26 protein-coding genes are annotated in these 26,108 nt (G+C 51.6%); 11 read left to right on the forward strand and 15 right to left on the reverse strand.

What is annotated here, in order from left to right; genetic code table 11:
- Positions 1-49 precede the first annotated feature (49 nt).
- From ACRQU7_RS14260 to ACRQU7_RS14295, 8 genes are all read right to left on the reverse strand, one after another.
- The gene (locus ACRQU7_RS14260) at positions 50-1,054 is read right to left on the reverse strand and encodes a Gfo/Idh/MocA family oxidoreductase (RefSeq protein ID WP_444641473.1); all 1,005 of its coding nucleotides are present in this window, start codon (positions 1,052-1,054) and stop codon (positions 50-52) included.
- Positions 1,055-1,138: 84 nt separating this feature from the next.
- Complete coding sequence (locus ACRQU7_RS14265) at positions 1,139-2,164, reverse strand: sugar ABC transporter substrate-binding protein (protein WP_444641474.1); 1,026 nt, start codon at positions 2,162-2,164, stop codon at positions 1,139-1,141.
- Between the two features lie 55 nt (positions 2,165-2,219).
- A complete protein-coding gene (locus tag ACRQU7_RS14270) occupies positions 2,220-3,017 on the reverse strand; it encodes a TIM barrel protein (RefSeq protein WP_444641475.1) in 798 nt (265 codons plus the stop codon).
- A 72-nt stretch (positions 3,018-3,089) separates the two neighbouring features.
- A complete protein-coding gene (iolG, locus tag ACRQU7_RS14275; protein ID WP_444641476.1) occupies positions 3,090-4,112 on the reverse strand; it encodes an inositol 2-dehydrogenase in 1,023 nt (340 codons plus the stop codon).
- A gap of 67 nt (positions 4,113-4,179) precedes the next feature.
- The gene (gene iolE, locus ACRQU7_RS14280; RefSeq protein ID WP_444641477.1) at positions 4,180-5,076 is read right to left on the reverse strand and encodes a myo-inosose-2 dehydratase; all 897 of its coding nucleotides are present in this window, start codon (positions 5,074-5,076) and stop codon (positions 4,180-4,182) included.
- A gap of 16 nt (positions 5,077-5,092) precedes the next feature.
- On the reverse strand, positions 5,093-7,024 hold the full coding sequence (gene iolD, locus ACRQU7_RS14285) for a 3D-(3,5/4)-trihydroxycyclohexane-1,2-dione acylhydrolase (decyclizing) (protein ID WP_444641478.1): 1,932 nt from the start codon (positions 7,022-7,024) through the stop codon (positions 5,093-5,095).
- A 22-nt stretch (positions 7,025-7,046) separates the two neighbouring features.
- The gene (gene iolC / locus ACRQU7_RS14290) at positions 7,047-8,063 is read right to left on the reverse strand and encodes a 5-dehydro-2-deoxygluconokinase (RefSeq protein WP_444645603.1); all 1,017 of its coding nucleotides are present in this window, start codon (positions 8,061-8,063) and stop codon (positions 7,047-7,049) included.
- A 28-nt stretch (positions 8,064-8,091) separates the two neighbouring features.
- A complete protein-coding gene (locus ACRQU7_RS14295) occupies positions 8,092-8,949 on the reverse strand; it encodes a class II fructose-bisphosphate aldolase (protein ID WP_444641479.1) in 858 nt (285 codons plus the stop codon).
- A gap of 384 nt (positions 8,950-9,333) precedes the next feature.
- On the opposite strand from ACRQU7_RS14295, the gene ACRQU7_RS14300 reads away from it, so the two are divergent.
- The 3 genes from ACRQU7_RS14300 (at position 9,334) to ACRQU7_RS14310 (ending at position 13,273) form a co-directional block, all read left to right on the forward strand.
- The gene (locus ACRQU7_RS14300) at positions 9,334-10,092 is read left to right on the forward strand and encodes a DeoR/GlpR family DNA-binding transcription regulator (RefSeq protein ID WP_038325369.1); all 759 of its coding nucleotides are present in this window, start codon (positions 9,334-9,336) and stop codon (positions 10,090-10,092) included.
- Positions 10,093-10,289: 197 nt separating this feature from the next.
- Positions 10,290-11,801 carry a CoA-acylating methylmalonate-semialdehyde dehydrogenase gene (locus tag ACRQU7_RS14305; RefSeq protein ID WP_444641480.1) on the forward strand — a complete coding sequence of 504 codons (1,512 nt, stop codon included), beginning with the start codon at positions 10,290-10,292 and terminating at the stop codon, positions 11,799-11,801.
- A gap of 293 nt (positions 11,802-12,094) precedes the next feature.
- Positions 12,095-13,273 (forward strand): MFS transporter, encoded by a 1,179-nt coding sequence (locus ACRQU7_RS14310; protein WP_444641481.1) that lies wholly within the window; start codon positions 12,095-12,097, stop codon positions 13,271-13,273.
- 363 nt (positions 13,274-13,636) lie between these two features.
- Here the strand turns inward: ACRQU7_RS14310 and ACRQU7_RS14315 are convergent, their stop codons facing one another.
- A complete protein-coding gene (locus tag ACRQU7_RS14315) occupies positions 13,637-14,047 on the reverse strand; it encodes a MerR family transcriptional regulator (RefSeq protein ID WP_038325371.1) in 411 nt (136 codons plus the stop codon).
- A 580-nt stretch (positions 14,048-14,627) separates the two neighbouring features.
- On the opposite strand from ACRQU7_RS14315, the gene ACRQU7_RS14320 reads away from it, so the two are divergent.
- The 4 genes from ACRQU7_RS14320 to hydF are packed head-to-tail and all read left to right on the forward strand — an operon-like array spanning position 14,628 to position 18,614.
- The gene (locus ACRQU7_RS14320; protein ID WP_141825939.1) at positions 14,628-14,888 is read left to right on the forward strand and encodes a TM1266 family iron-only hydrogenase system putative regulator; all 261 of its coding nucleotides are present in this window, start codon (positions 14,628-14,630) and stop codon (positions 14,886-14,888) included.
- An 18-nt stretch (positions 14,889-14,906) separates the two neighbouring features.
- A complete protein-coding gene (gene hydE, locus ACRQU7_RS14325) occupies positions 14,907-15,959 on the forward strand; it encodes a [FeFe] hydrogenase H-cluster radical SAM maturase HydE (RefSeq protein ID WP_444641482.1) in 1,053 nt (350 codons plus the stop codon).
- Positions 15,960-15,971: 12 nt separating this feature from the next.
- Positions 15,972-17,390, forward strand: coding sequence for a [FeFe] hydrogenase H-cluster radical SAM maturase HydG (gene hydG, locus ACRQU7_RS14330; RefSeq protein ID WP_038325374.1), 1,419 nt, complete (start codon positions 15,972-15,974; stop codon positions 17,388-17,390).
- 30 nt (positions 17,391-17,420) lie between these two features.
- A complete protein-coding gene (gene hydF, locus ACRQU7_RS14335; RefSeq protein WP_444641483.1) occupies positions 17,421-18,614 on the forward strand; it encodes a [FeFe] hydrogenase H-cluster maturation GTPase HydF in 1,194 nt (397 codons plus the stop codon).
- A gap of 65 nt (positions 18,615-18,679) precedes the next feature.
- Here the strand turns inward: hydF and ACRQU7_RS14340 are convergent, their stop codons facing one another.
- The 3 genes from ACRQU7_RS14340 to ACRQU7_RS14350 all read right to left on the reverse strand — a co-directional run bounded on the left by ACRQU7_RS14340 (position 18,680) and on the right by ACRQU7_RS14350 (position 19,493).
- Positions 18,680-18,868, reverse strand: coding sequence for a ferredoxin (locus ACRQU7_RS14340; protein WP_038325376.1), 189 nt, complete (start codon positions 18,866-18,868; stop codon positions 18,680-18,682).
- 218 nt (positions 18,869-19,086) lie between these two features.
- Complete coding sequence (locus ACRQU7_RS14345; RefSeq protein WP_444641484.1) at positions 19,087-19,242, reverse strand: hypothetical protein; 156 nt, start codon at positions 19,240-19,242, stop codon at positions 19,087-19,089.
- Between the two features lie 11 nt (positions 19,243-19,253).
- The gene (locus ACRQU7_RS14350) at positions 19,254-19,493 is read right to left on the reverse strand and encodes a heavy-metal-associated domain-containing protein (protein WP_444641485.1); all 240 of its coding nucleotides are present in this window, start codon (positions 19,491-19,493) and stop codon (positions 19,254-19,256) included.
- 274 nt (positions 19,494-19,767) lie between these two features.
- On the opposite strand from ACRQU7_RS14350, the gene ACRQU7_RS14355 reads away from it, so the two are divergent.
- Genes ACRQU7_RS14355 through ACRQU7_RS14370 form a run of 4 tightly spaced genes read left to right on the forward strand, consistent with a single transcriptional unit; the run spans position 19,768 to position 24,079 of the window.
- Positions 19,768-20,259, forward strand: coding sequence for a complex I 24 kDa subunit family protein (locus ACRQU7_RS14355; protein WP_141825943.1), 492 nt, complete (start codon positions 19,768-19,770; stop codon positions 20,257-20,259).
- The gene (locus ACRQU7_RS14360) at positions 20,246-22,120 is read left to right on the forward strand and encodes an NADH-ubiquinone oxidoreductase-F iron-sulfur binding region domain-containing protein (RefSeq protein WP_444641486.1); all 1,875 of its coding nucleotides are present in this window, start codon (positions 20,246-20,248) and stop codon (positions 22,118-22,120) included. Before ACRQU7_RS14355 ends, ACRQU7_RS14360 begins: the two co-directional genes overlap by 14 nt.
- A gap of 4 nt (positions 22,121-22,124) precedes the next feature.
- Positions 22,125-23,816, forward strand: coding sequence for a [FeFe] hydrogenase, group A (locus ACRQU7_RS14365; protein ID WP_444641487.1), 1,692 nt, complete (start codon positions 22,125-22,127; stop codon positions 23,814-23,816).
- A gap of 5 nt (positions 23,817-23,821) precedes the next feature.
- Positions 23,822-24,079 (forward strand): (2Fe-2S) ferredoxin domain-containing protein, encoded by a 258-nt coding sequence (locus ACRQU7_RS14370; RefSeq protein ID WP_038325381.1) that lies wholly within the window; start codon positions 23,822-23,824, stop codon positions 24,077-24,079.
- 85 nt (positions 24,080-24,164) lie between these two features.
- On the opposite strand, the gene ACRQU7_RS14375 is transcribed toward ACRQU7_RS14370, so the two are convergent.
- The 3 genes from ACRQU7_RS14375 to ACRQU7_RS14385 all read right to left on the reverse strand — a co-directional run bounded on the left by ACRQU7_RS14375 (position 24,165) and on the right by ACRQU7_RS14385 (position 25,963).
- Positions 24,165-24,623: a hypothetical protein gene (locus ACRQU7_RS14375; protein WP_444641488.1), complete on the reverse strand. Its 459-nt coding sequence runs from the start codon at positions 24,621-24,623 to the stop codon at positions 24,165-24,167.
- Between the two features lie 183 nt (positions 24,624-24,806).
- The gene (locus ACRQU7_RS14380) at positions 24,807-25,412 is read right to left on the reverse strand and encodes an HDIG domain-containing metalloprotein (RefSeq protein ID WP_444641489.1); all 606 of its coding nucleotides are present in this window, start codon (positions 25,410-25,412) and stop codon (positions 24,807-24,809) included.
- An 83-nt stretch (positions 25,413-25,495) separates the two neighbouring features.
- The gene (locus ACRQU7_RS14385; protein ID WP_038326284.1) at positions 25,496-25,963 is read right to left on the reverse strand and encodes a methylated-DNA--[protein]-cysteine S-methyltransferase; all 468 of its coding nucleotides are present in this window, start codon (positions 25,961-25,963) and stop codon (positions 25,496-25,498) included.
- Between the last annotated feature and the right edge of the window lie 145 nt (positions 25,964-26,108).

The following is a 26,108-nucleotide window of genomic DNA, read 5'->3' on the forward strand; positions in this document are numbered from 1 at the left end:
TCATCGTATTTGAATAGATATTCTCTATCTCCCGTATTCTTCTGTTTCATTACTCATAGAACGCCGGCTTCTCCCGAATCAAAACAGGTTCTATCGTTCCTTTCAGCCGCGCCTGAATCAGCGTATCCGCCGTTACGCAGGCAGCGTAACCGTCCCAGGCGCTTGGCCTCTGCAGGGCGCCTTGATTCAAAGAATCGATCCATTGTTGAAGTTCTATGTCGTATGCTTCTATAAAACGTTCCGACCAGTCGGAATAAATCTGACAGGAACGCGTGCCGTCCGTTTTTAATAAAATCGTGTTCGGGTCCGGCAGCCTTGCCGTTCCCTTTTCTCCTACCACTTCGCATTGAATGTCATACCCATAATGGGAATTCATATTAATCTCCGCATCAATCCGAACGCCGCTTCCGGTTTTAAGAAGCATGATCTGAGGATCCTCCAGACCGTCCTGCGCACTGCGGTTTTGCTTTACCGTCAGGACCTGTCCGGTCTCATACTCCTCGCCCAAAAGCCAGCGCAGCACGTCGATTTCATGAATCCCGGAATTCTTTATGGTCATATCCGTAGTGTGCTGAGGCCCGGGAATACGGTTTCTATGACAGCAGTGCACCATCAGCGGGGCACCGATTTTCCCGCTGTCGATGATTTCTTTCAGCGCGCGGTAGCCGCGGTCGTACCGCCTCATGAACCCCACCTGAACCAGTCTTTTCCCACACTGCAGCTCTGCGTCGATAATGTTCCGGCATTCCTTTGCCGATACGCCCAACGGTTTTTCGCAGAAAACATATTTCCGTTCCCGGATACACTGAAGAACATACCCGGCGTGTGTCGGATCCCAGGAGGCAACCAGAATTACGTCAACATTCGGGTCCCGAATCACTTCTTCCCCCGTTTCATAAAAAACGGCGCCGTATTCCTTCGCAATACCGGCCGCGTTTTCCGGACGGATATCGGACAGCGCCACGACTTTGGCTCCGTGAACGACGTTTGTCAGCCTGCGGATATGATCCCTTCCGATTGCTCCGGTGCCTATCACACCGATCTTCCATTCCACCGTTATTTCACCCCCATTGTAAGCGGACAACCGCCATCCCGCCGCAAGGCGGGAATGGCTTTCCGGATTGCCCGACAGAGAAATTTATTTACCGGTCATCTTATTCAGCTTATCAAGGTAATCCTTTGCATTTGAAGCATCGACGATTGTGGAACCGCTGTCGATCAATTTTTCAACATTCTCGCCCTTTACCGCTTTCACCGCATTTTCCACAGCCTTATAACCCATGTCGTACGGGGACTGCGCAACGGAAGCTGTCTCTTTGCCGTCGATAATGCTCTGGCACGCGGTGGCGATTCCGTCAAAGCCCATAAACTTGATTTTGTCTGCTTTCCCCGCCTGAGCAGCCGCTCTCTGTGCGCCGATAGCCATATCGTCGTTGTTGCAAAGGACCGCGTCGATCTGCGGGAAATTCTGCATAAAGTTTTCCATGACCTGTACCGCTTTGTCGGCAGTTGCGTTCGCGTACTGTGTATCCAGAACCTCTATGCCTCCCGCTTTCAGGGCTTCCGTATATCCTTTCATGCGGGCTTCGTTGGTCGGATCGCCCTGCACGCCGCCGATCAGCACTGCTTTTTTACCGGAGCCGATCAGCTTTGCGATATATTCGCCGCCCTTTTTAGCCGCTTCTTCATTTCCGGTTCCAATAAACGTCACTTTTTTGTCGTAGTTTGCATCCGTATCAACGAAAAGGACCGGGATCGTAGCATCCTGCAGTTTCGTGACCACCATGTCCGGCTGAAGCGGCGCAATGCACAGCGCGTCGATCTTGCCGGTTGAAAGCATGGTCTCGATCATATTGCTTTGTTCGTTAAACGAAGTCTCCGACGGAGGGCCTTCCAGGTCCACCTGAACACCCAGATCTTTTTGCGCCTGCTTTACGCCGGCGGCTACATATCCCCAATACTCGCTGGATAAAGTTTTCAGAATGACGCCGATCCGGATATCGGCATTGCTTTTTTCGGCAGATGATTCCGTGGCTGCCGGGGTGCTTTCCGTCCCTCCCGTGCTCTCCGGCGCAGCGCTATTCTGGCTGGAACCGTTGCAGGCGGCCATGGACAAAACCATGATTCCTCCCAAAATTGCTGCTAAAATTCTTTTCAATTTCATAGTGTTCTCCTTTCAATACTTTCAACTTTTTATGTAAATGGGTACTTCGCCCATTTTACAACCCCCTGCTGGATTCCATGATTGCCCGAACTGCCGTCTCCGTCCCGTTCTGCGGAATCAGCTCAAATCCAACTGTGCGATCATAACCTATTTTTTTCAAATGCTGAAACACCTGCCTGTAATGAATGGTTCCGGTACCGGGTTCCCCGCGGCCCGGTGCATCCGCAATGTGGATATACCCAATACTGTCAACGTATTTTGACAGTGTTTCGCAGATTTTCCCTTCGTTCAGGTACATGTGATAGGCGTCGTAAAGGATTTTAACGTTCGGTGAACCGACCAGCGAAGTAATTTCAGCCGACATCTGCGTGGATGTCAAGAAATTCCCGATATGATCCACCACAATATTCAGTGCCTCCAGCACCAGCGTAATACCTGCTTCTTCCGCGTAAGGCGATAATTTTTTCAGCGTATCAAACATGGTGCAGATTTTCACCGTATCCGAATACTGCGGAAAGGGATCCTTCGCATATGCTTTCGGGCCGGACAGAAGCTCGTTGGAGTGTACGACAAGCACCGGACAATTGATTTTTTGGGCGGCGCCAATCGACTTTTTTACAAACTCCACATACTCTTTCTGATGCTCCGGATCGCACATGGAAGCGTATTTATCGCCGGACATCGCTGATATTTTCAACTGATTTTCAGACAGCAGCCGCTTTACTTCATCCAGGTCCTTGTTATCCCAATCCCAGAACTCTATGGAATCAAAGCCATCCCGTTTCGCCTGACTGAAACGCTCCCGCCACGGCAGCTCCGTATAAAGGACTTCCAGATTCGCGGATCTTTTCATTTTATAAGCCCCTTTATTCCAATGATTATTTTTGTATACCCGGGCAAAAAGCTTTTGCGGAGACCTTGCCCTTTATCCCTGCTGTATTTCCACCAGTTTTCCTGTCTCAAACGACTGTTTGCACGATCCCGCGATTTCCACAACGCGTCTGCCGTCGTAAACCGTGACCTCCGGTTTGCGGTTGTGTAAAATGCAATCGGCAAACTCATTGATTTCGCTGATATAAGCATTCTGGAACCGCTCCAGAAAATCCTCGCAGCATTCCCTGCGCACACCGTGGGAGTCCAGAATTTCAACAATATTTTTCTGTGGTACGGAGCCGATTCTCAAAACACCCTTTGTCCCTACGATTTCGGTTTCTATATGATAGCCGTGCGGCGCGGTTCTCCCTGCAAAAAGGAATCCCATTGCGCCGTTCTGAAACTTCATCAGGCAGGAAACGTTGTCCCCGTCTCCGTAACGCGCAAATTCCTCGTGAGCATAGCACCCGCCGACGGCATAGACATTTTCCGGCTCGCTCTTTAAAAACCAGCGTGCCAGATCGATATCATGAACCGCCATGTCCAGAAACGCTCCTCCGCTGTGCGCGGCAAACGCGATAGAACCGGCGATCTGTTTTTCAGGGTCCTGGCTGTAAGCACGGAACAAAATCGGCTTGCCGATCTCCCCGGCGTCCACTTTTTGTTTGGCGTACTGATAAGAGGGGTCAAAACGGCGCATGAAGCCCAGCATAAACACTCTGTCAGGATGGTGCGCAACCGCCTCTTCCGCTTTTTTGCACTGTTCCACCGTAATTCCCAGCGGTTTTTCTGAAAAAACATGCTTTCCCTTTTCAAGCGCTTTCTCAATCTGCTCCGTGTGCAGTCCGGAAGGGGACGCGATGACCACCGCGTCCACGTCGTCACATTCGAGCATTTCATCAAAATCGGTAAATAGATGCGGAACACGCAGAGATTCCGCTTTCCTTTTCAGCTTATCCGCATCCACATCACAGAGAGCAATCAGTTCGGCATTCGGAATTTTTTCAGCGATATTCTCTGCATGGCGGTCTCCCAGCCGCCCAAGCCCAATGGAGCCAATCCTTACTTTATTCATCACTTTCAACCGCTCTTTCCTGAAAATATATATAGATAGAATGACCGGAGGCTAAAACTGTTTTGGGTTAAATGCCGGCTGTCCTACGGATGTATTCCCGCGCTTTCTTTGCGTAAACAAACGGATTCGCAATGGCGGGGTCCTGCTCCGCCTCTACAAGCAGCCAGCCCTCGTAATGATTCTGGGACAGGACGTCAAAAATCGGCTGGAAATCGATTGCGCCGTCGCCGGGAACGGTAAACGCACCCAGACGCACCGCCTGAAGGAAGCTGAGCTTTTCCGCTTTTACACGGGCAACAACTGCCGGACGGATGTCCTTCAGATGCACATGCCGGATACGGCCCGCATATTTTTTCAGCACCGCCAGCGCGTCTTCGCCGGAAAACACCAGATGTCCGGTATCGTACAGCAGAGAAACCGCGGAGGGATCCGTATTCTCCATCAGCCGGTCAATCTCCTGCGTGGTCTGCACGACCGTGCCCATATGATGATGGTAAACAAGCTTCATGTCCCTTTCGGCGGCAAGCCTTCCCAGCTTTTCCAGCCCCGTTGTGAGCATTTTCCACTCCGCGTCGTTCATAACATATTTCCCGTCGAAAATCGGGGTGTCTATCTGCCCCTGTATGCTGTGCCCCTGTTCGGAAACGACAATCACCTTCGCGCCAAGGTCATATAGAAAATTGCGGTGTTGGATAAACGCTTTCTCGGTTTCCTCATAAGGCTGCGTCGTCAGGAAAGAGCTGAACCACGCACTGGCAATGCGCAGATTCCTTTCCTCCATATAGCCTTTCAGCACACCGGCATCATGCGGATATTTATTGCCGACCTCGGTGCCGGAAAAACCCGCGAGCGCGGCTTCGCTGATACACTGCTCAAACGAGTTCTCCTTGCCGAGGTCGGGCATATCGTCATTGGTCCATGCAATGGGGGCGATGCCAAGAAAAACATTCTTTTTGTCAAACATCAAAAACAACTCCTCATCAATAGCTTCTCGCAGTTTTTTTATGCTGTTCCTTGCGTTCAAACGCTTCCCTGCCGTCCTCGCTCCGCGTTGTGCTGGCGACGCCGACATGCCACCAGGATTCGTAATCATGCGTCATGGTTTTGGGCAGGACTTTGATATCGATCAAAGTGGGAACCGTCTGTTTCTTGCTGTCGGCAAGGGCGGCCTTCAGTTCTTCCATGCTGCGCGCGGTATAGGTTTTCGCCCCGTAACCGGCGGCGACCGCAGCGTAGCTGACCGGAACAAAATCCCCCGTCTGATTTCCCGTTTCGGGATCACGGAAACGGAATTCCGTCCCCAGATTTCCGATGCCGTTGGACATTTCCAGATTATTGATACAGCCGTTCGAGGCATTGTCAAACAGCAGAATATTGATTTTCTGATGCTCCTGAACCGCGGTGACAATTTCCGAATGCAGCATCAGGAAGCTGCCGTCACCGACCATGGCGTAAACCTCACGCTTTGGCTCTGCAAGCCTGACGCCGAGCGCGCCGGCGATCTCATAGCCCATGCAGGAAAAACCGTACTCCATGTGATAGGAGTCACGTGCCTCGGTCGTCCACATGCGCTGCAGATCGCCCGGAAGGCTGCCCGCGGCGCCGATGATGATCGCATCGTCCGCAATACCGCCGCGAATGGCGCAGATCGCCGCCGTCTGGGTCAGGCTGCTGCCCGTCATTTTTATAAAGTCTTCCATGCTGCCGGGATCTCTCGCAGTAACCATCGGCTCAAAGCCTTCCCCGTAGGAATAGGCCGCAAGCCGTTTCATCTCTTCGTTCCAGGCTGTTTTGGCTTCTGAAATCTCATTGGCGTACGCACTGCGGTAGCCCCTGTTTTTCAGCAGGACGGTGAGCACCTCCATAGCCGCCTTTGCGTCGCCGACCGCTTTGATGCTGTCCATTTTATAAGCATGGAACCGGGACACATTGATGGAAACCACCTTTACACCCGGATTTTGAAACAGCCATTTGGAGGAAGTGGTAAAGTCGGACAGCCTGGAACCGACTGCAAGAATCAGATCGGCTTCCCGCGCGATGGTATTCGCGGCCAGATTTCCGGTCACGCCGATCCCGCCCAGATTATAGGGAGAGCTGGCGGAGCAGGCGCTTTTTCCGGCCTGCGTTTCGCCGAAAGGAATATGAAACTGTTCGCAGAAATTCTGAAGGATGTCTCCGGCTCCGGAATACTTCACGCCGCCGCCGCAGATCACCAGCGGCTTTTTGCTGGCCGCCAACGCGTTCAGGACATCTTCGATCTCTTCGTTCGCAGGAAGGCACCTCGTGATTTTATGTACGCGTTTCTGAAAAAAATAGTCCGGATAATCGTAGCTTTCACCCTGCACGTCCTGCGGAATCGCAACACACACCGCGCCGGCCTCCGCCGGGTCGGTCAGGACCCGCATGGCGTTAATCATGGCGGTCATCAGCTGCTCCGGGCGCTCCACACGGTCCCAGTATTTGCAGACCGCTTTAAACGCGTCGTTCGTGGTGGTTTTCAGGCTGCCTGACTGTTCCACCTGCTGCAGGACCGGGTCAGGCTGCCTGCTGGCGAAGGTATCGCCCGGCAAAAGCAGCAGCGGAATATTGTTGACGGAAGCGCAGGCCGCGGCGGTGACCATATTTGCCGCGCCCGGGCCGATGGAGGAAGAGCAGGCGATAATCCGTTTGCGGTTGTTCTGCCTTGCGAAGGCGGTGGCCAGGTGAGCCATGCCCTGTTCATTTTTGCCCTGAAAATACTTTAATTCCCCCCGGTTTTCATCCAGCGCCTGCCCGAGCCCGCACACATTCCCGTGCCCGAAAATCGTGATGACTCCTTCCACGAATTTATTTTCCGCCCCGTCGATGCTGACGTACTGTCGATCCAAAAAACGCACAAGCGCCTGTGCCATTGTCATTCTGGTCGTACCCATAACCGAACTCCTTTCGTAATCTCTATGCTCTGGCGATCATTTCTCCGTATTTTTTCTTGCAGTCGGCAATGTAATCCCGAACGGTCTTCGCGTCCGGCATGCTGTCCGCGCAGGAATGGCTGGCGACGAGCAGGGACGCAGACGCGCTGCCGAATTCCAGACAGTCGATGATTTCCCAGCCTTCCAGCAGCCCGTACAGGAACGCGGAAGCGTAGCCGTCGCCGCCGCCGAAGCCCTTCAGCTTTTTAATCGGAAACGGCTTCACGGTATAGCTCTGGCCGTCGCAGGTGTAAGCGGTGGAGCCTTCCTTCCCGTGCTTGATGACAACGATTTTGGCGCAGCGGCTGTGCCAAAGGGCAGCGGTTTCCCTGTCCGAAAGACCGGGCCGTATCAGGCTCTGGGTCAGGTCGTATTCCTCTCTGGAACCCAAAATCACATCGGCCTGGCCGGCGGCAATCCCGTAGTAAACGCCGAGCTCATCCTTTGACTGCCAGTTATACGCGCGGTAATCGATGTCAAAAATAACCGGCGTATCGGTTTTTTTCGCAAGGAACAGCGCCTTTAGGGCCGCTTCCCGCGACGGGCTCTCGGCCAGCGCCGTTCCGGAGATCAAAAGCGCCTTGCTCTGTTTCATGTATTCCTCGTCAATATCGTTTACATTTAACTGTAAATCCGCAATTTTGTTGCGGTACATTAAAATGCTGCTTTCTTTTTCACTTAGAATTTCCGTAAAGGTAAGCCCCAGCTTTTCCCCATTTTCGCAGCGGCGGATCCGGGAAGTGTCGATTCCCTCTTTTTTGAAATAATCCGTCACATAATCACCGAACCGGTCGTCGGATACCCGCGCGAAAAAACCGCATTTCTTCCCCAGCCGCGAAAGACCCACCGCGATGTTTGCGGGAGAACCGCCCAGATATTTCTTATAGGTCGTGCTCTCTGCCAGCGTTTTATAATAGTCAACCGGATTGAGATCAATCGTGATTCTGCCCAAAGGCGTAAGGTCAAATTTTCTGTTTGCGTCAAACTCTATGTATTTCATCATGCCGTCCCTTTCCCTGTGCGCGTTTTTATGAAATTTGTTCCAAAGGTATTCTGTTGTTGAAAATTTCGATATGTTTTTTTACGTTCCCATATACTTCCCGTACCATCGCTTCATTGAGCGCAAAGTAATTGTAGGGGGCCTCCGTTCGGAAATACTTTTCCGCTCCCCGCGTCAGAGCGTCGAAATTGGCCGTGGCAATGTTGATTTTGCGGATACCGTACTGAATACAGGTCCTGAAATCCTGAGGGCTGATTCCCGTACCGCCGTGAAGCACCAGGGGAACCGCGACCTTTTGATGGATTTCTTCCAGAATATCAAAACGGATTTTCGGCTCTGTGGTATAGTGACCGTGTGCATTCCCTATTGCAACGGCCAGGGCGTCCACCCCTGTTTCCTTTACAAAATCACGGGCGACGTCCGGATCGGTGCAGACCATTTTATGATTGAGGCTGTTGTCCTCGCTCCCGCCTACGACCCCGAGCTCAGCCTCTGTGGATGCTCCGCGCTCTTCGGCCATCCGTATCACCTGTCCGGTGACCTTTATGTTCTCAGGCAGCTCGTATTTGGAGCCGTCAAACATGACGGACGTAAAGCCCAGATCGAGCGCCTGCTGTACGGTATCCACTGTCAGGCCGTGGTCCAGATGGACCGCGACATCCACTTTCGCATTCCTGGCCGCATGAATCATCATGGGCCCCATCAGATCCAACGGGGAATGTTTCAGCCGGATTTGCGCAATCTGCAGGATAATAGGGGTGTTCAGTTCTTCCGCCGCCTTGACCGCGCCAATCAGCATTTCCATATTTCCTACGTTGAAGGCTCCGACTGCCCTATCCTCTTTGGAAGCGTCCATAATGAGTTCCTTCATAGGACGGATAGACATGTTTCATCCTTCTCTCTGTAATGTTTTGGATATGTTATGACGATATGTTATCACTATGCTGCAAATTATTCAATAGATTTTCGCGAAAACTTGGGCAATTTTTATTTATTTATAATAACTTACAATATTCAAATAATTCCTTTATCAATAATTCACAACCGATCAGTCCGAAAAAGAATAAATTTACACCGTGTTTTGTGATTATATTTCTATATTATAATCAAACACTATTTTAATAAAAAATCAGCCAAAAGCTTTCCGAATTCGACAAATTTATGAATTGCAAATTTTGACTAAGTTCTATATAATAAAGGAACAATGTAACCATTTTTATATATTGCTCTATGATTTCCCGCGAATAACATATGATTAGGAGTTAAAATGATGCGGTCTAAAAGAATTGAAGAAATCAAAGCCTACATTTACGACAACAAAACGGTGACGCTCGACCAGATCTGTGAAAAGTTCAAGGTTTCGAAGAGCACGCTCCGAAGGGACCTGGACGAGATTTTGATGGAGAGCGACATTAAAAAAATTTACGGCGGTGTGACGGCGATTCCCAAAAGGGAGCTGACTTCCTTTGAGGAGCGGAATATCTCGAATTCAGCGGCAAAGGAACAAATCGCTGCGGCCGCGGCCGAGCTGGTGGAGGACGGCGATATCGCCTTCATCGATTCGGGGACGACAACGCTGCACATCGTCGACTATATACGGGATAAAAAGAAAATCACCATCCTTACCAACAACGTGGAAATCATTTTGCGCGCAATCCCGTACGACAACATCAACATCATTTCCCTTTCCGGTACGCTCAACCGCAAAACCCTGTCCTTTACCGGCACCAGCTCCGCACAGGTGCTGCAGAATTACAATATCAGCAAGGCATTTATGGCTACGACCGGGTTTTCCATCGCCAACGGCGTGACCAATTCCTCTCCTTCGGAGTCCGACATCAAACGAATGGCCGTGAAGCGCAGCCAGCAGGTTTACCTTTTAGCCGACAGCAGTAAATTCGGTGCGGTTTCCCTGATCACTTACTGCGATCTGAGCCAGGTAAACGTCCTGATTACCGAAGCCGAACCGCCCAAAGAGATCCGCAGCTTTATAACGGGCTCCGGCGGCAGAATTCTTCTTGCCAAATGACGCGGCATTCAAAGAATTGATAAAATTGATTCATAATTCATTTGCTTTTTACAAATGGATGAAATCATTTTGCATATATAAATAACAATTTTTGATATTTATTTGGTAATTGACTTGATTTTTTTATTATTCGAAGATATAATGGTTAAAAGATTCATAACTTACTCATAAGTTTATCATTTTAAGGAGGAAAAAGAATGAGTGAAGCCAAGAAACTGAGACCTTATATCAATGGAGAATTCATCGAGTCAAAGACGGAAAAATACAGTGACGCCTATGATCCGAGTACCGGCGAGGTGATCGCCAAGGTGCCCTGCTGTACACCGGATGAGGTGGAGCAAGCGGTCGTAAGCGCCAAGGCGGCTTACCCAGGCTGGTCGTCCACACCGGTCGTAAAGCGCGTGCAGATTCTTTATAAGATGCGGCAGCTGATCGAGGAGCACCTCGACGAACTGACTTATCTGGTCGCGCAGGAAAACGGCAAGAACTGGTCGGAGGCACAGGGTGACGTGCTGAAGGCGAAAGAAGGTACCGAACAGGCAATCTCGGCACCCTCGCTGATGATGGGGGAAAGCCTGATGGACGCCTCCAAGGGCTACGATACCGTTCTGTACCGTGTCCCTCTGGGCGTTTGTGCGGGAATTATCCCCTTCAACTTCCCGTCCATGATCCCAATGGGCTGGATGACGCCGATCTGCATTGCGTGCGGCAACACCATCGTTTTAAAAGCGGCGACGTTTACCCCGCAGTCCGCTCTCCGGTTTGCGGAACTGTACAAAGAGGCCGGCCTTCCGGACGGCGTCATCAACATTGTCACCTGTTCCCGGCATGAGGCCGAAATCCTTCTGACCCACCCCGATGTAAAAGCCATTACTTTTGTAGGCTCCACCGATGTCGGTCAGCATATTTATTCCACTGCGGCCGCACACGGAAAACGGGTACAGGCGCTTTGCGAAGCAAAAAACCACGCTTTGGTTTTGAACGACTCACCGGTTGAAAGAACCGCGGCCGGTATCATTAACTCTTCTTTCGGCTGCGCCGGCGAGCGCTGCATGGCCCTTCCCGTCGTCGTCGTCCAGGAAGGGATCGCCGACCGGCTGGTCGCCGAGATTGTGAAACAGTCCAATACGATGAAAATAGGGCCTGCCTATGACAAAACCACGAAGTTAGGTCCCGTGATCAACGAGGCGCACCGCCAGTCCGTATCCGACTGGATTCAGAAAGGGATCGACGAGGGAGCCGCCCTTGTGCTTGACGGCAGGAATGTCAAAGTAGAAGGCTTTGAAAAGGGATTTTACCTTGGGCCAACCATCTTTGACCACGTAAAACCCGGCATGACGGTCGGTGAAAGAGAAATCTTCGGGCCTGTGCTCTGCATTAAGAGAGTAAAAACCTTTGAAGAGGGCCTTGCCGTTATGAACGAGAATCCGTTTGCGAACGGCTCCGTGATCTTTACCCAGAACGGGCATTACGCCAGGGAGTTTGTCCGCCACACCGACGGCGGCATGGTCGGCGTGAATGTCGGCATTCCGGTACCCGTGGGATATTTCACCTTCTCCGGGCATAAAAAGTCCTTCTTCGGCGACCTGCACTGCCTCGGCAAAGACGGCTACCGGTTCTATACGGACAGCAAGGTCGTCACCACCCGCTGGTTTGATGAAGAAGAATCCAAATCCACGACTGTAAGCACCTGGGACGGCACCATCTAAGCCGAAACCCGTTTGTACATAGCCGGCAACAGAACCGGCGCAGAAGCTGGAAGGACGCTGCCCCGTTCCTTCCGGTGACAATTCCTCCCTCCACAGAAGCAAAAGGCTTACCGTTCATGTAAAGCCTTTTGCTTCTCCATTTAATAGCAGCGATCTCTCAAATTGAAAGTTGGCGGAATCTGCTCCGGTCAGCGAGGGGCCGCACCCACAGTCAAACAACAAGGCGGAGAAAAGCATTCCGTCTTTCTGCCAATCTAACCGCCAAATCATCAGATCAGAGGGGATTTCCCATTATGATAACCGTAGCAGAAAAGAAAACGAGGGACACGCCGCAGATCCTTCTCCTGTCCGTTATCGTGTCTCTTTTTTGGTTTTGCCAGTATGTTTATATTCCCTACCAAACGATCTACCTGTCGGGGATCGGCTGCGAGCCCACCCTGATCGGCATTGTAACAGGCGCTTATGGATTCACGCAGATGGTCATGCGCCTGCCGCTGGGCGTAACGTCTGACCGCTATGGCAGGCAAAGATTCTTTATTATACTCGGAATTTTCAGTGCCGGAACCGCTTCCCTGTTTCGAATCTTTCTGCCGAACGAATACGGTTTTTTCCTTGGCAACCTGTTTTCCGGCTTCGCTTCGGCCACCTGGATTTCTTTTATGATCCTGTTTTTCAGCCACTTTCAGGAAAATCATCTGCAAAAGGCTTCCGGCTTGATTGTCGGCGCGAATAATCTGGGGATTTTTCTCGGCTTTTCCGCAGGTACCCTGCTTTACCGGCATTTTGGAATGAATCTGCTGTGCATACTGAGCGCCGCCGCCGCGCTTCCGGCGCTTTTCCTGTCGCTGTTTATCATCGAGCCGTCCCATGAAGGGCAGGCGCCGCCCGTAAGGGATTTGCTGAAGATATGCACGGACAGGCGCCTCATTCTTTTTTCCCTGCTTGCGCTGATTCAGCAGGGGGTACAGATTTCCACCTCCATGTCTTTTACAGCGCAGGCGGCGCAGGCGCGCGGTGCGGACAGCACACAGATCGGCTTATGCTCCGTCATTTACATAATCACAGCGGTGCTCAGTTCTTATTTTGCCGCCTCAAAAGCGGCTCATAAGCTCGGCCCTTCCTTCTGGATTCCTGTGATTCTGGCCTGTCTGACGATTTACTGCCTGTTGATTCCAAATCTTCCGAACATAGAGTGGTTTTACCCCGCACAGATTTTATCGGGGCTTTCCACCGGGATACTGTTTTCCTTCTGTACCTCCGAAGCGATGAAAAACATCCCCAAAGAAACGAAATCGACCGCGATGGGATTTTATCAGTCGGTCTATGCGGCCGGCATGACCTTGCTGCCGATTGTAACCGGCGCTTTGACGAGCGTATTTGGATTGCGCAACGCTTTTTACTCCCTCGCCGGTCTGACCGCAGTCGGGCTGGACGGCGCCATCGTCTATTACTGTAACCGGCGCGGAGCCTGATTCTGAAAAAAACGGACCCGAAGATACGACGGAAGAGGATTTTTCCTCGCTCCAAAACCTTTGGACTGACAAATCAAAAAGCGCACGACTGAATGAACAGCCATGCGCTTTTCCAAGCATTAATACTAATAGTATATTCTTATATATTTATTACAATTTCCGGAGCAATCATCAAGACTATTTGTATTAAAATAATCAAATTATACTTTATGTATCAATAATTTCATAAATTTACTCAATACATCAAAACTACAGCAATTCCATTTCAGTTTGCGAGACTGGAAATGCTGTAGGAATCCGATTCATCTTATGAAGCACTTACAAAATGTTCCTCTGATAAGCTGTTTCCTGCTGGGATAATCGTCAGACGGACTGTTTGATCGGTTTGTTCATGCAATTTGATTTTGACAGATGAACAGAACATGCCTGATCGTAAAACTGAATTTTATAATTTACTTTGGCCAGGTGCTTTTGCAGCTCCTGAATCTGCTCCAGCACGCTTTCCCGCTGCCGGATGAAAATCTGCCGTCTTTCTTCCAGCGTCGCGTCCCCTTCAAGCGAAAGATCGATATACTCCTTAATTTTCTTAATCGGCATCCCCGTACCTTTCAGGCAGCAAATTACGGACAGCCGTTCCAAATCGGAATCCGTAAAGACTCTGATTCCATTCTCCGTCCGTTCAACAAACGGCAGAAGGCCCTCTTTTTCATAATAACGCAGCGTGTGCGCCGTCAGACTCATTTTTTCCGCCGCCTGTTTAATAGTATAACCCATTGGAAATTCCCCCACTTATTATACAAATTGTAAATCTTTTTTCACTCGACTTAGAGCAAACATTAACGTTTAAAACAGTATAACACAGAACGGGAGAAATGAAAATCGTTTGCATAAAAACGCCGCAGAACTGGTCTGGTTCTGTAAAAGGAGCCAAGCTTCTTTGTCAAAGCGGCTGAAAAGCTCTTCGGCGAACTCAACGCCGCCTGTCGGTCGGCGCCGTCCAAGAGCAGGATGTAATTAGAAGAATTAAATAGGAAACAAAATCCAAATATCCGATTTATAGTGAATATAACAGTTTCCTTTGTGAAATCCTTCTTGCTTTTTCGTAGAACCATGATATAATATTAACAAATAAGCTTCCGGTGCGCCGGCTGAGACGGAGTTTTTCATCTTACGGCAAACCATGGGGAAACTTTTCAAAAAGTGATCGTACTGAATGCAGGAGGGTTCGTCCCGAATGAGAAGGCGAGAGAATAGTGGAAATTCAAAGGGGCACGTCTGCGCGCCTTTGTTTTGATATGCTATCCCTGTGCCTTTTCGGCGCAGGGATTTTTTTGAACGGAAAGGAGGCTATCCAATGGAATCCAGAATCGCTCTGGTCGGAATTGTAGTGGAAAATACCGACTCGGTGGAAAAAATCAACGCCATCCTCCACGAATACGGGGAGTACATTGTGGGAAGGATGGGCATTCCCTATCACAAACGGCACATTTCGGTCATCAGCATCGTGATGGACGCGCCGGGGGACGTCATCAGCGCCCTTTCCGGGAAGCTGGGAATGATTCCTCACGTCAACATCAAAACAGTCTACTCAAAAGTTCCCCCAACGGAAGAGTAATCAGAACGGAGATTATGAATGAGGGCTCTGATCGACAGGCTTTACACGGAAAGAACGCTCAGCAAAGAAGATTTCTGCCTCCTTTTAAGCCACTGCACACCGGAAAACAGCGAATACCTTTTTCAGCTGGCCCGGAGCGTGTCCAAAAAACATTTCGGGAACCGGATTTACGTCCGCGGGCTGATCGAGTTTACCAACTACTGCCGCAACGACTGCTACTACTGCGGAATCCGGTACGGCAACCACAGGGCGGAACGCTACCGCCTGACGAAGGAAGAAATTCTGTCCTGCTGTGAAAGCGGCTACGGGCTGGGCTTCCGTACCTTCGTTTTGCAGGGGGGCGAAGACCCGTTTTATACGGATGGGGACATCATTTCTCTGGTAAGCTCCATCAAAAAAAGCTATCCCGACTGCGCCGTCACCCTTTCCATCGGCGAAAAAAGCGAGGAGGCCTATCGGAAATACTTTCAGGCGGGGGCGGACCGCTATCTGCTGCGGCATGAGACCGCCAACGCGCACCACTACGGCAGGCTCCACCCGGAAAACCAAACGCTGCAGACCCGGATGGAATGCCTGCGGGCGCTGAAGAAAACCGGCTATCAGGTGGGCACCGGCTTTATGGTCGGGTCGCCCTACCAGACGGTGGAAAATCTGGCGGAAGATCTGCTTTTTATCCGGCGGCTCGAGCCGGAGATGGTGGGAATCGGTCCATATATCCCCCACCACGGCACGCCGTTTGCCGATCAGCCCGCGGGAAGCCTGGAACTGACGCTGTTCCTGATCGGTATCCTCCGGCTGATGCTGCCGAACGCGCTGATTCCCGCGACGACCGCGCTGGGCACCATTCACCCGAGCGGGCGGGAAAAAGGGATTTTAGCCGGGGCGAATGTCGTCATGCCCAATCTTTCCCCCGTAAGAGTACGGAAAAAATACGAGCTGTACGACAACAAAATCTGTACGGGCGAGGAAGCGGCCGAATGCCGGTTCTGCCTGCAGAACCGGATGGAAAGCATCGGATACCGGATTGTGGTCGACCGGGGAGATTTCCGCCCCGCCAATCTGAACGATTAAGGAGTATTTATCATGTATCAGTGCAAATCGAAAACAGCGACCGAATTTATCGACGACGAGGAAATTCTGGATACTCTGGACTACGCCCAAAAGAATAAGCGGAACCGCGAGCTGATCGACGGGTTGCTTGAGCGGGCGAAGGACTGTAAGGGCCTGACCCACCGGGAAGCGGCCGTCCTGCTGGAATGCGACCTGCCGGACGAAAACGAAAAGATGTTCAGGCTGGCAAAAAAAATCAAGCAGGCATTCTATGGCAACCGGATCGTGATGTTTGCCCCGCTCTATCTTTCCAACTACTGCATTAACGGCTGCGTATACTGCCCTTATCATTTTAAAAATAAAAAAATCTGCCGCAAAAAGCTGACGCAGGAAGAGATTGCCCGTGAGGTCGTCGCCCTGCAGGATATGGGCCACAAGCGTCTGGCGCTGGAAACCGGCGAGGACCCGGTGAACAACCCGATCGAATACGTGCTGGAAAGCATTCAGACCATTTACGGCATCAAACATAAAAACGGGGCTATCCGCCGCGTCAACGTCAATATTGCGGCGACGACCGTGGAAAATTACCGGAAGCTTAAGGAAGCCGGGATCGGTACCTACATTCTGTTTCAGGAGACCTATAATAAAAAGAGCTATGAGGAGCTGCATCCCACAGGACCGAAGCACGACTATGCCTACCACACCGAGGCCATGGACCGCGCGATGGAAGGCGGTATTGACGACGTGGGAATCGGCGTGCTGTTCGGGCTGAATATGTACCGCTATGACTTTGTCGGGCTGCTCATGCACGCGGAGCATCTGGAAGCCGCTATGGGCGTCGGTCCGCACACCATCAGCGTACCGCGTATCCGGCCCGCCGACGACATTGACCCCAAAAACTTCACAAACGCTATCTCGGACGATATTTTTGCCAAAATCGTCGCCGTGCTGCGCATTGCGGTCCCCTATACCGGCATGATTATCTCCACCAGGGAGTCCCAGAAAACAAGGGAACGCGTGTTGGAGCTGGGCGTTTCCCAGATCAGCGGCGCTTCCTCCACCAGTGTCGGCGGGTACGTCGAACCGGAAGAGGAGGAGGACAACTCCGCGCAGTTCGAGGTAAACGACAAGCGTACGCTGGACGAAATCGTCGGCTGGCTGCTGGACCTCGGCTTTATCCCCAGCTTCTGCACCGCCTGCTACCGCGCGGGACGGACCGGGGACCGCTTCATGACTTTGGTGAAGGCCGGGCAGATCGCGAACTGCTGTCATCCGAACGCCCTGATGACGCTCAAGGAATATCTGGAGGATTACGCCTCCAAGGATACCAGACAAAAAGGCGAAGCGCTGATTGCCAAAGAGGTTTTCAATATCCCGAACGAAAAAGTCCGCTCGATCGCCATGGAGCATTTGCAGGAGATGAAAGCGGGCAAACGGGACTTCCGGTTTTAAAGAGTAATCCATTAAGAAAGGGTGCGAAAAATGAGCCTGACGGATACCCCAAGAGCCAACCGGCTTCACATCGGCATTTTCGGGAAGCGCAACAGCGGAAAGTCCTCCCTGATCAACGCGCTCACCCGGCAGGAGACCGCTCTGGTTTCGGATGTCGCCGGAACGACGGCGGACCCCGTGTATAAGTCCATGGAAATTTACGGCATCGGCCCCTGTGTGTTCATCGACACCGCCGGGTTCGACGACGTGGGCGAGCTGGGCCAAATGCGGGTGGAGAAAACGAAAAAGGTCATTGACAAGACCGACATTGCCCTGGTCATTTTCAGCGGCGAAGACATTGCGGAGGAAATCCGCTGGACAGACACCCTGCAGGAGCATAAAATTCCGGTCATCGCCGTCGTCAACAAGGCCGATATTCTTGCAGACGCGGCTGAAATCGCCGCGAAGGTCTGGAAAACCGGCAAGCTGAGCCCCATTGTGGTCAGCGCAAAAGCAAAAACGGGGATTGAAAAAATCCGCGAAGAACTCATCCGCCGGCTGCCCGAGGATTACGAGGCAAAGAGTATCACCGGCGGGCTGGCGGACAACGGGGACCTGATCCTGCTGGTGATGCCGCAGGATATTCAGGCGCCGAAGGGCCGACTGATTCTGCCGCAGGTGCAGACGCTGCGCGAGCTGCTCGATAAAAAGTGCGTTGTCCTCAGCGCGACCGCCGACAAGCTGGACGAAGCGCTGGCCTGTCTGAAAGAACCGCCCAAGCTGATTATCACCGATTCGCAGGTATTTAAGACCGTATATGAAAAAAAGCCGAAGGAAAGCAGGCTGACCTCTTTTTCGGTCCTGTTCGCCAATTACAAGGGCGACCTCCCGTATTATGTGGAAAGTGCAAGTGCGATCGGCCGCCTGACGGAGCGGTCCCGGGTGCTGATTGCGGAAGCCTGCACCCACGCGCCATTGGCAGAGGACATCGGACGGGAAAAGCTCCCGCGCATGCTCCGCAAAAAGGCCGGAGAAGCCCTGACGGTCGACGTGGTGAGCGGTTCCGATTTTCCGGAGGACCTTTCCCCGTATGATCTGGTGATTCAGTGCGGGGCCTGCATGTTCAACCGAAAATATGTGCTGTCCCGCGTGGAACGCGCACGCGCGCAGGGCGTTCCCATGTCCAACTACGGCGTGGTGATCGCGTATCTGTCCGGAATTCTCGACAAAATCGATCTGAACTGACCACCGCAACCCGGCAAAAAAGAGAAGGCCCGCTAAAACGGGCCTTCTCTTTTTGTCTGTTCTGCTTATTCCACCGTAATAACCGAAACCGGACAGCCTTCCTGCGCCTGGATCGCCTTGTCCTCAACCTCGGGCGGCACATCCTCCCTGTAAACCTCGGCCACTCCGTCGTCGCCCATTCTGAAAACCTCGGGACAGGTTTCGGGGCAGAGTCCGCAGGAAATGCATCCGCTTCTGTCAAGAGTCGCTTTCATAATAACATCCTTCTTTCCGGTCAAACATGACCAAAATATTTTCGTCATTTTTATTGGAGGGATATTACGATATTCCTTTGTATTGTCGCCTGATCGCGGAATTTTATTCCGTATTCAACATTTTTTACCGGATCATTGCTTCGATATTTTTCGTTCATCCCATTATACACAAACAGTGCCAAAAAGTAAATAACGGGAAAGACCCCACCGCATAAATTTTATGATCGTTTGGTATTCGGCCCAAGCGATTCCTTTTTTGTGTTGTGCGACTGATTCTGGTTCTCCGGTTTTTTGGACCGGCCCGCTTCGTTTACGGCTTCCATCCGGTTTTCCCCGTTCAGGCCGTTTTTATCCGGAAGTTTTTTCTCATCCATTTTTCTTCCTCCTACATCACATGGTCTTCGCTTTTTTCGGCCCGGATTTTATAGCCGAGCCGCTGGAGCTTATTCTCAATCCGGCTCTGCTCCACCCCCGTGGTGTCGTAGTCCACGGCAACTCTTCCCGTGTGCGTATTGGTGCTGACGGAGATGACTCCGTGCAGAGTATCAAGCTCTTTCTTAATGGTCTGGACGTCTTTTTGATCGGTCATATTTTCTAAATCGAAATAAGCGCTGGCTTTTGCCATCGATCATCACCTCGCCCATAGTATTGACAAAGCGGGGATGAATATCATTGTTCATTGCCTTATTTATTATCTGTTTTTTGCATAATTTTAAATGTTTATTTTCATTTAATAAAGAAAGTCCATAGGGTAAATTTACCAAAAGATAGCTGAAGCTTATTTTTTTCATCGATATTCCCAAAAATCATTGACAATAAAATAACGATATGTTATCTTTTTTGTAGCCTAGGGAACTTTTTAACAGGTAAACCGAAACGAATTGCGAGGAGAAAAATCAATGGATACTCAGTGCGACCACAAGATTTTGGACGAAATACTGGAAAAACACCAGTACAACCCCGGCAACATCATTGCGATCCTTCAGGATACACAGGAGGTGTACCGCTATCTTCCAAAGGATATTTTCCCCTATTATTCAGACCGGCTTGGAATCAGCCAGGCGCAGATTTTCAGCATCGCGACCTTTTACGAGAATTTTTCTTTGGAGCCCAAAGGAAAATATGTCATCAAGGTGTGTGACGGCACGGCCTGCCATGTGAGAAAATCGGCCGCTATCCTGGATCAGCTGCGCAAGGAGCTGGGCCTCTCTTCAGCGAAGAAAACAACGGAGGACCTGCTGTTCACCGTTGAAACGGTATCCTGCCTCGGCGCCTGCGGACTTGCCCCCACGCTGACAGTGAACGACCAGGTCATGGGAATGATGACTCCGCAGAAAGTAACCGATTTACTTGTAACACTCAGGGAGGAAAAAGCAGATGCTGAAATGTAGAGAAGATTTGCAGAATATCCGCAGCCTGTATCAGGCCCGCCTTGAAAAACAAAAAGTGAAAATCCTGATCTGTGCCGGCACCGCGTGTGTCGCGAACGGGTCCCTCGTATTATACGATACATTTATGAAGCTCATTGCGGAAAAAGGAATCAACTGTGTGGTCGATCTGGAGCATGAGCCGGAAGGGGAACCGCTGGGTGTAAAGAAAAGCGGCTGCCACGGATTTTGTGAAATGGGCCCGCTGGTGCGTATCGAACCAAAGGGCTATTTATATGTAAAAGTAAAACCCGAAGACTGTGAGGAAATTCTGGAGGCCAGCGTGGTCAGCGACACCTGTGTGGAACGGCTCACCTATCATAAGGGGGACGAGTTCCACAGGCATCAGGAATCCATTCCGTTTTACAAACGGCAGAAGCGCGTCGTGCTGGAACACTGCGGACATATTGACGCCACCTCCATCGGCGAATACATAGCGAACGGCGGATACTCGGCGCTGGAAAAAGCCCTGTTTGAAATGACCCCGGAAGAAGTTTTGCAGGAAGTGGAAATATCCAACCTGCGCGGACGCGGCGGCGGCGGATTCCCGACCGCGAGAAAATGGTCCCAGGTAAAGCGCCAGAAGGCGGAAAACAAGTACATCGTCTGTAACGGCGACGAGGGCGACCCCGGCGCGTTTATGGACAGAAGCGTAATGGAAAGCGACCCGCATAAAATGCTGGAGGGCATGATCCTTGCGGCATATACCTGCGGTGCGAAATACGGCTACATCTATGTCCGCGCGGAGTACCCGCTCGCCGTCACCCGTCTCGGCATTGCCATTGACCAGGCGAGGAAGCTCGGGCTTCTGGGCGACCATATTCTCGGCACCGACCTGTGCTTCGATATCAAAATCAGCCGCGGCGCGGGCGCTTTCGTCTGCGGCGAGGGCAGCGCACTGACCGCCTCCATTGAGGGCAAACGCGGAATGCCGCGCGTAAAGCCGCCCAGAACGGTGGAGCACGGACTGTTCGACAGCCCGACCGTACTGAACAACGTGGAAACCTTTGCAAACGTACCGGCGATTATCACAAACGGTGGCCAGTGGTTCCGCAGCATCGGCCCGGAAAACAGCCCGGGAACCAAAGCGTTTGCGCTGACCGGCAATATCATGAATACCGGACTGATCGAAGTCGCCATGGGCACTACCCTGCGCGAGGTCATTTACGATATCGGCGGCGGAATGCGCGACGGTGCGGAGTTCAAGGCCGTACAGATCGGCGGCCCGTCCGGCGGATGCCTGACAAAAGAGCACCTCGACCTGCCGCTGGACTTTGACAACCTGAAAAAAGTCGGCGCGATGATCGGCTCCGGCGGACTGGTCGTCATGGACGACCACACCTGCATGGTCGAAGTGGCGCGTTTCTTCATGAGCTTCACGCAGAACGAATCCTGCGGAAAATGCGTGCCTTGCCGCGAAGGTACCAAGCGGATGCTGGAAATTCTGGAACGCATCGTGGCCGGAAACGGAGAGCTGGACGACATTGATCTTTTGGAAGAGCTGGCGGAAACCATTTCCGCAACCGCGCTCTGCGGGCTGGGCAAGACCGCCGCGTCCCCGGTGCTGAGCACGATCAAATATTTCCGCGACGAATACGAAAACCATATTATTGAAAAGCGCTGCCCCACCAAGAACTGCCAGAAGCTGAAAAAGATTTACATAGACGCAGCTTTGTGCAAGGGCTGTTCCAAGTGCGCGCGGAACTGTCCCGTGGGCGCGATTACCGGCCAGATCAAATCGCCGTTCGTGATCGACGGTGCGAAATGCATCAAATGCGGTGCGTGTGTGGAAGCCTGCGCCTTCCACGCGGTAAAGGAGGACTAAGTTAATGACCGGAGAATTTATGCTGATTGACAACATCCCGGTGGAAATAGAGGGTGAAAAGAACCTGCTCAGCCTCATCCGCAAGGCGGGAATCGAGCTGCCGACCTTTTGCTACCATTCTGAGCTTTCCGTTTACGGAGCCTGCCGCATGTGCATGGTGGAAAACAAGCGCGGCGGTATGGAAGCCGCCTGCTCCACCCCGCCCCGCGCCGGGATGGAAATCTACACCAATACGCCGAAACTGAGAAGATACCGCAAAATGATTCTGGAGCTGCTGCTTTCCGACCACTGCCGCGACTGCACCACCTGTGAGAAAAACGGGGAATGCAGGCTGCAGGAGCTGGCGGAACGCTTCGGAATCAGGCAGGTCCGTTTCAAGAACACCGCGGAGGAACCGAAGCTGGACACCTCTTCCCTGTGCATCATCCGCGATACCAATAAATGCATTCTCTGCGGCGACTGCGTGAGAATGTGCAACGAGGTCCAAAACGTGGGCGCAATCGACTTCATGTCCAGAGGGGCGAAAATGACGGTCAGCACCGCGTTCCATGTGCCGATCGCGGACTCCAACTGCGTCGGCTGCGGCCAGTGCGCCGCCGTCTGCCCCACCGGGGCTATTGTGGTGAAAAAGGATACCGAAAGCGTCTGGGACGCTTTGAGCGACCCGGATACCAAGGTTGTCGTACAGATCGCCCCCGCGGTGCGCGTCGGTATCGGCGGCAAAATGGGCCAGAAGGCCGGCGAGGACCTGATGGGCAAAATCGTCGCTGCCCTCAAGCGCATGGGTGCGGACGAGGTGTTCGACACCGCGACGGGCGCCGACCTGACCGTGATGGAAGAGGCGAACGAGCTGCTGGAGCGCCTGGAAAACGGTGGAAAGCTTCCGCTGTTCACCTCCTGCTGCCCGGCGTGGATACAGTACGCCGAGAAAAAGCACCCGGAGCTCCTGCCCAATATTTCCACCTGCCGTTCCCCCATGGAAATGTTCGCTTCCGTTTTAAAGGAAGAATACAGCCATTCCAGCCGCCGTATCGTCAGCGTGGCCGTCATGCCCTGCACCGCCAAAAAGTTTGAGGCGGCAAGGGAGGAATTCAAAAAGGACGGCGTTCCCTATGTGGACTACGTCATCACCACGCAGGAACTGATTCAAATGATTAAGGAATCCGGCATCTATTTTTCCGAACTGGAATCGGAAGCCATCGACATGCCGTTCAGCAACCGGAGCGGCGCGGGCGTCATCTTCGGCGTGACCGGCGGCGTGACCGAGGCGGTTATCCGCCGTCTTGCCGAAAATAAATCCACCACCGAGCTGCGTGCAATCGCGTTCAACGGCGTAAGAGGGATGGAAGGCACGAAAGAAACCACTGTCCCCTACGGCGGCCGCGAACTGAAAATCGCCATCGTCAGCGGGCTGAAAAACGCGGAGAACCTGATCCGCAGCATTCAGAGCGGGGAGGCAAGCTATGATTTCGTAGAGGTCATGGCGTGCCCGGGCGGCTGTGTCTGCGGAGCCGGACAGCCGATTACCGACGCGCAGGGCAAAACGAAGCGCGGCAGCGGCCTTTATGCGGCTGACAAAATGTGCAGCATCAAGCGCTCGGAAGAAAATCCGGTGGTGATGTCGCTTTACTCCGATTTACTCAAGGGAAGAGTCCACGAGCTTCTCCATGTCGAATATAAAGAGAGGAATCGGTGATTTGAATGGTTATCAGTGTCTGTATTGGAACAGCATGCCACCTGGAGGGCAGCTATAACGTGATCGCCGCGTTTCAGCAGATGATCGAAAAATACAGTCTGCACGACAGCGTGAAAATCAAAGCGGCCTTTTGCATGGGTCACTGCACTCATCAGGGGGTCTGTGTGAAAATCGACTCTGGAGAAGTGCAAAGCGTTACCGGCACCACCGCCAAAAGATTCTTTCAGGAAAATGTGCTTGCGGTTCTAAAACCGCAGAATTGATCTCCATAAAAAAGGAAGGCTGTAGAATGTTTATTCTGCGGCCTTCCTTTTTGTTTTGAAAAGATAGAAGCATAAAAATTTTCATCTATGATTTGAGCCCAAAGAACAGAAGGATACCGACAGGAGCAAAAATATAACTGATCTTGGAGAGAACAATCGTTATATTGTGAAACAAAATCGGAATCGTTATAAACCCAGAACTTAACACCAAAATGTTAAAAAAATAAAAGGCAATCACAAAGAGGCTCAAAAGCAGGAGCGAAGCTCTTGTTGCTTTCTTAGCAATGAACAATTGATTGATATCCGGCAAGCGTTTCCATAGTATCCACATGACAAGATAGGAAAGACTCAGGAAATTAAATGGTTTCAATATGTAAAAAGAAATAAATACAGGCTCAATGATGAAATACATTTCAAAATATTGCTTGTTTATTAGGACGTAAATAGAATACCCAACCGATATCGCCGCAAAAAACGCAAAAACATATGCCACAACGTTTAGCACTCTGTTTTTGATGGGATATTCTGCTTTCAAATCTTCCATGAAACCCCCTCCTTAAAATATTGAATTCTGATTACTGATACCAGCATAGCACAGTAATAATATCCTGTAAATATGTTTCCATATATGAAAATACCGCAATCTGTAAGACAATCGAAAAAGCGGGACGGTCACACCGTTCGGCATGACTGTCCCGCTTTTCAAAGATGTTTTGCAGCAACTTTATTATCTGGTTTTCTCAAGAAAGATACGGACGTTTTCCTCTTCCTTTTCCCTGTCCGCGTTCAGCCTGCCCAGCCGGTCGCAAAGGCCCAGCAACGCCACATCCCGGACGGAGGTCTGCCTTTTCATTTGCTCCGCATCCGCGAAAGGAAGGCCGTTTACCACAAACAAAAGCTGCATGTGCCAGCGCACAAGGGCGGTCACCTTCTCAAGGAATGCTTCGTCCCCGCTGAACTGCTTTAAAAACTCAGCAGTCATTCTTGCTCCCAGCTTGTCATGGTCGTAGGAAGTGATCTTTCCCCTGCGGATTCTGGTCGTTCCCGGCTTGCCGATGTCATGCAGCAGCGCCGCCCACATAAAGGCCCTTGCGTCGCTGCTTTTCTCCTTCACCTTCGCGGCCTCGTCCACCACCAGCATGGTGTGGTTCCAGACGTTCCCCTCCGGATGATGCTGCGGCGACTGCTCGGCGTTTTTCAGATCGTGCAGCATGGCAAAGGGGACCTCCCGCAAAGCGGCGGTTTTGTCCAGTTCCTCAAAATACAGCGAAGGCTTTTCATCCGCAAGCAGATGCTGTTCCATCGATTCAAATAAATTCTGTTTGATACTCATTTTCTTCCCCGACTTTTCCGGCGTTTTGTGTCATCCGTTTGCCGCCTGCCGTACGCACAAATCGGCCTGACATGAAGCTTTCTTCAGCGCGCCTGTTTTTCCAGATTTAGCAGCCGCACCTTGATGTCCATGCCCCCGCCGTACCCAACAAGCGACCCGTCCGCGCCGATGACACGGTGACAGGGAATGATGACCGGAATCGGATTTCTGTTGTTTGCCATGCCCACCGCGCGGAATCCCTTCGGGCTGCCGGCACTTTCGGCAATTTCCTTATAGCTGCGGGTTTCTCCGTAAGGGATGCCGCACAGGCAGTTCCACACCTTGCGCTGGAATTCCGTCCCGGACGGAGACAGCGCTACGGTAAATTCCGTTCTGCTCCCCGCCAGATATTCCCGCACCTCTTTTGCCGCCTGCTTCAGCAGCTCCGTTTCCCTCACGGCAGCACCGGGAGGGACGGCGGCTCCCTCAAAGCAAAGGTCGGTAATCCCCGTACCGTCTTCGGCAATAGCGATCCGCCCGATATCCGTATCATAAAAAAATAAATTTTTCACTGCGCTCATCCTTCCTATTATGACTGCCGTTCCTGAATTTATCCTTATTTTACATAATATTGCTTTGATATATTTTCCATATAAGAATAAAATTCATCTTCCGGAAAACTACTATAGCAATTTCCTTTCAGTTTGCGGGATAAAA

The sequence above is a fragment of the Caproiciproducens puteiluti genome (genome assembly GCF_052442865.1).
Taxonomy (GTDB): domain Bacteria; phylum Bacillota; class Clostridia; order Oscillospirales; family Acutalibacteraceae; genus Caproiciproducens.

What these genes read in the sequence shown, in the direction of transcription:
- ACRQU7_RS14315 (WP_038325371.1), bottom strand. Translation starts at nt 14,047, where the DNA reads ATGGGTTATACTATTAAACAGGCGGCGGAAAAAATGAGTCTGACGGCG.
- ACRQU7_RS14360 (WP_444641486.1), top strand. Translation starts at nt 20,246, where the DNA reads ATGCTGAAATGTAGAGAAGATTTGCAGAATATCCGCAGCCTGTATCAG.
- hydF (WP_444641483.1), top strand. Translation starts at nt 17,421, where the DNA reads ATGAGCCTGACGGATACCCCAAGAGCCAACCGGCTTCACATCGGCATT.
- ACRQU7_RS14365 (WP_444641487.1), top strand. Translation starts at nt 22,125, where the DNA reads ATGACCGGAGAATTTATGCTGATTGACAACATCCCGGTGGAAATAGAG.
- iolC (WP_444645603.1), bottom strand. Translation starts at nt 8,063, where the DNA reads ATGAAATACATAGAGTTTGACGCAAACAGAAAATTTGACCTTACGCCT.
- ACRQU7_RS14300 (WP_038325369.1), top strand. Translation starts at nt 9,334, where the DNA reads ATGCGGTCTAAAAGAATTGAAGAAATCAAAGCCTACATTTACGACAAC.
- ACRQU7_RS14340 (WP_038325376.1), bottom strand. Translation starts at nt 18,868, where the DNA reads ATGAAAGCGACTCTTGACAGAAGCGGATGCATTTCCTGCGGACTCTGC.
- hydE (WP_444641482.1), top strand. Translation starts at nt 14,907, where the DNA reads ATGAGGGCTCTGATCGACAGGCTTTACACGGAAAGAACGCTCAGCAAA.
- ACRQU7_RS14355 (WP_141825943.1), top strand. Translation starts at nt 19,768, where the DNA reads ATGGATACTCAGTGCGACCACAAGATTTTGGACGAAATACTGGAAAAA.
- ACRQU7_RS14370 (WP_038325381.1), top strand. Translation starts at nt 23,822, where the DNA reads ATGGTTATCAGTGTCTGTATTGGAACAGCATGCCACCTGGAGGGCAGC.
- ACRQU7_RS14310 (WP_444641481.1), top strand. Translation starts at nt 12,095, where the DNA reads ATGATAACCGTAGCAGAAAAGAAAACGAGGGACACGCCGCAGATCCTT.
- ACRQU7_RS14350 (WP_444641485.1), bottom strand. Translation starts at nt 19,493, where the DNA reads ATGGCAAAAGCCAGCGCTTATTTCGATTTAGAAAATATGACCGATCAA.
- ACRQU7_RS14270 (WP_444641475.1), bottom strand. Translation starts at nt 3,017, where the DNA reads ATGAAAAGATCCGCGAATCTGGAAGTCCTTTATACGGAGCTGCCGTGG.
- ACRQU7_RS14380 (WP_444641489.1), bottom strand. Translation starts at nt 25,412, where the DNA reads ATGAGTATCAAACAGAATTTATTTGAATCGATGGAACAGCATCTGCTT.
- iolG (WP_444641476.1), bottom strand. Translation starts at nt 4,112, where the DNA reads ATGAATAAAGTAAGGATTGGCTCCATTGGGCTTGGGCGGCTGGGAGAC.
- iolE (WP_444641477.1), bottom strand. Translation starts at nt 5,076, where the DNA reads ATGTTTGACAAAAAGAATGTTTTTCTTGGCATCGCCCCCATTGCATGG.
- ACRQU7_RS14320 (WP_141825939.1), top strand. Translation starts at nt 14,628, where the DNA reads ATGGAATCCAGAATCGCTCTGGTCGGAATTGTAGTGGAAAATACCGAC.
- iolD (WP_444641478.1), bottom strand. Translation starts at nt 7,024, where the DNA reads ATGGGTACGACCAGAATGACAATGGCACAGGCGCTTGTGCGTTTTTTG.
- ACRQU7_RS14265 (WP_444641474.1), bottom strand. Translation starts at nt 2,164, where the DNA reads ATGAAATTGAAAAGAATTTTAGCAGCAATTTTGGGAGGAATCATGGTT.
- hydG (WP_038325374.1), top strand. Translation starts at nt 15,972, where the DNA reads ATGTATCAGTGCAAATCGAAAACAGCGACCGAATTTATCGACGACGAG.
- ACRQU7_RS14345 (WP_444641484.1), bottom strand. Translation starts at nt 19,242, where the DNA reads ATGGATGAGAAAAAACTTCCGGATAAAAACGGCCTGAACGGGGAAAAC.
- ACRQU7_RS14375 (WP_444641488.1), bottom strand. Translation starts at nt 24,623, where the DNA reads ATGGAAGATTTGAAAGCAGAATATCCCATCAAAAACAGAGTGCTAAAC.
- ACRQU7_RS14295 (WP_444641479.1), bottom strand. Translation starts at nt 8,949, where the DNA reads ATGTCTATCCGTCCTATGAAGGAACTCATTATGGACGCTTCCAAAGAG.
- ACRQU7_RS14305 (WP_444641480.1), top strand. Translation starts at nt 10,290, where the DNA reads ATGAGTGAAGCCAAGAAACTGAGACCTTATATCAATGGAGAATTCATC.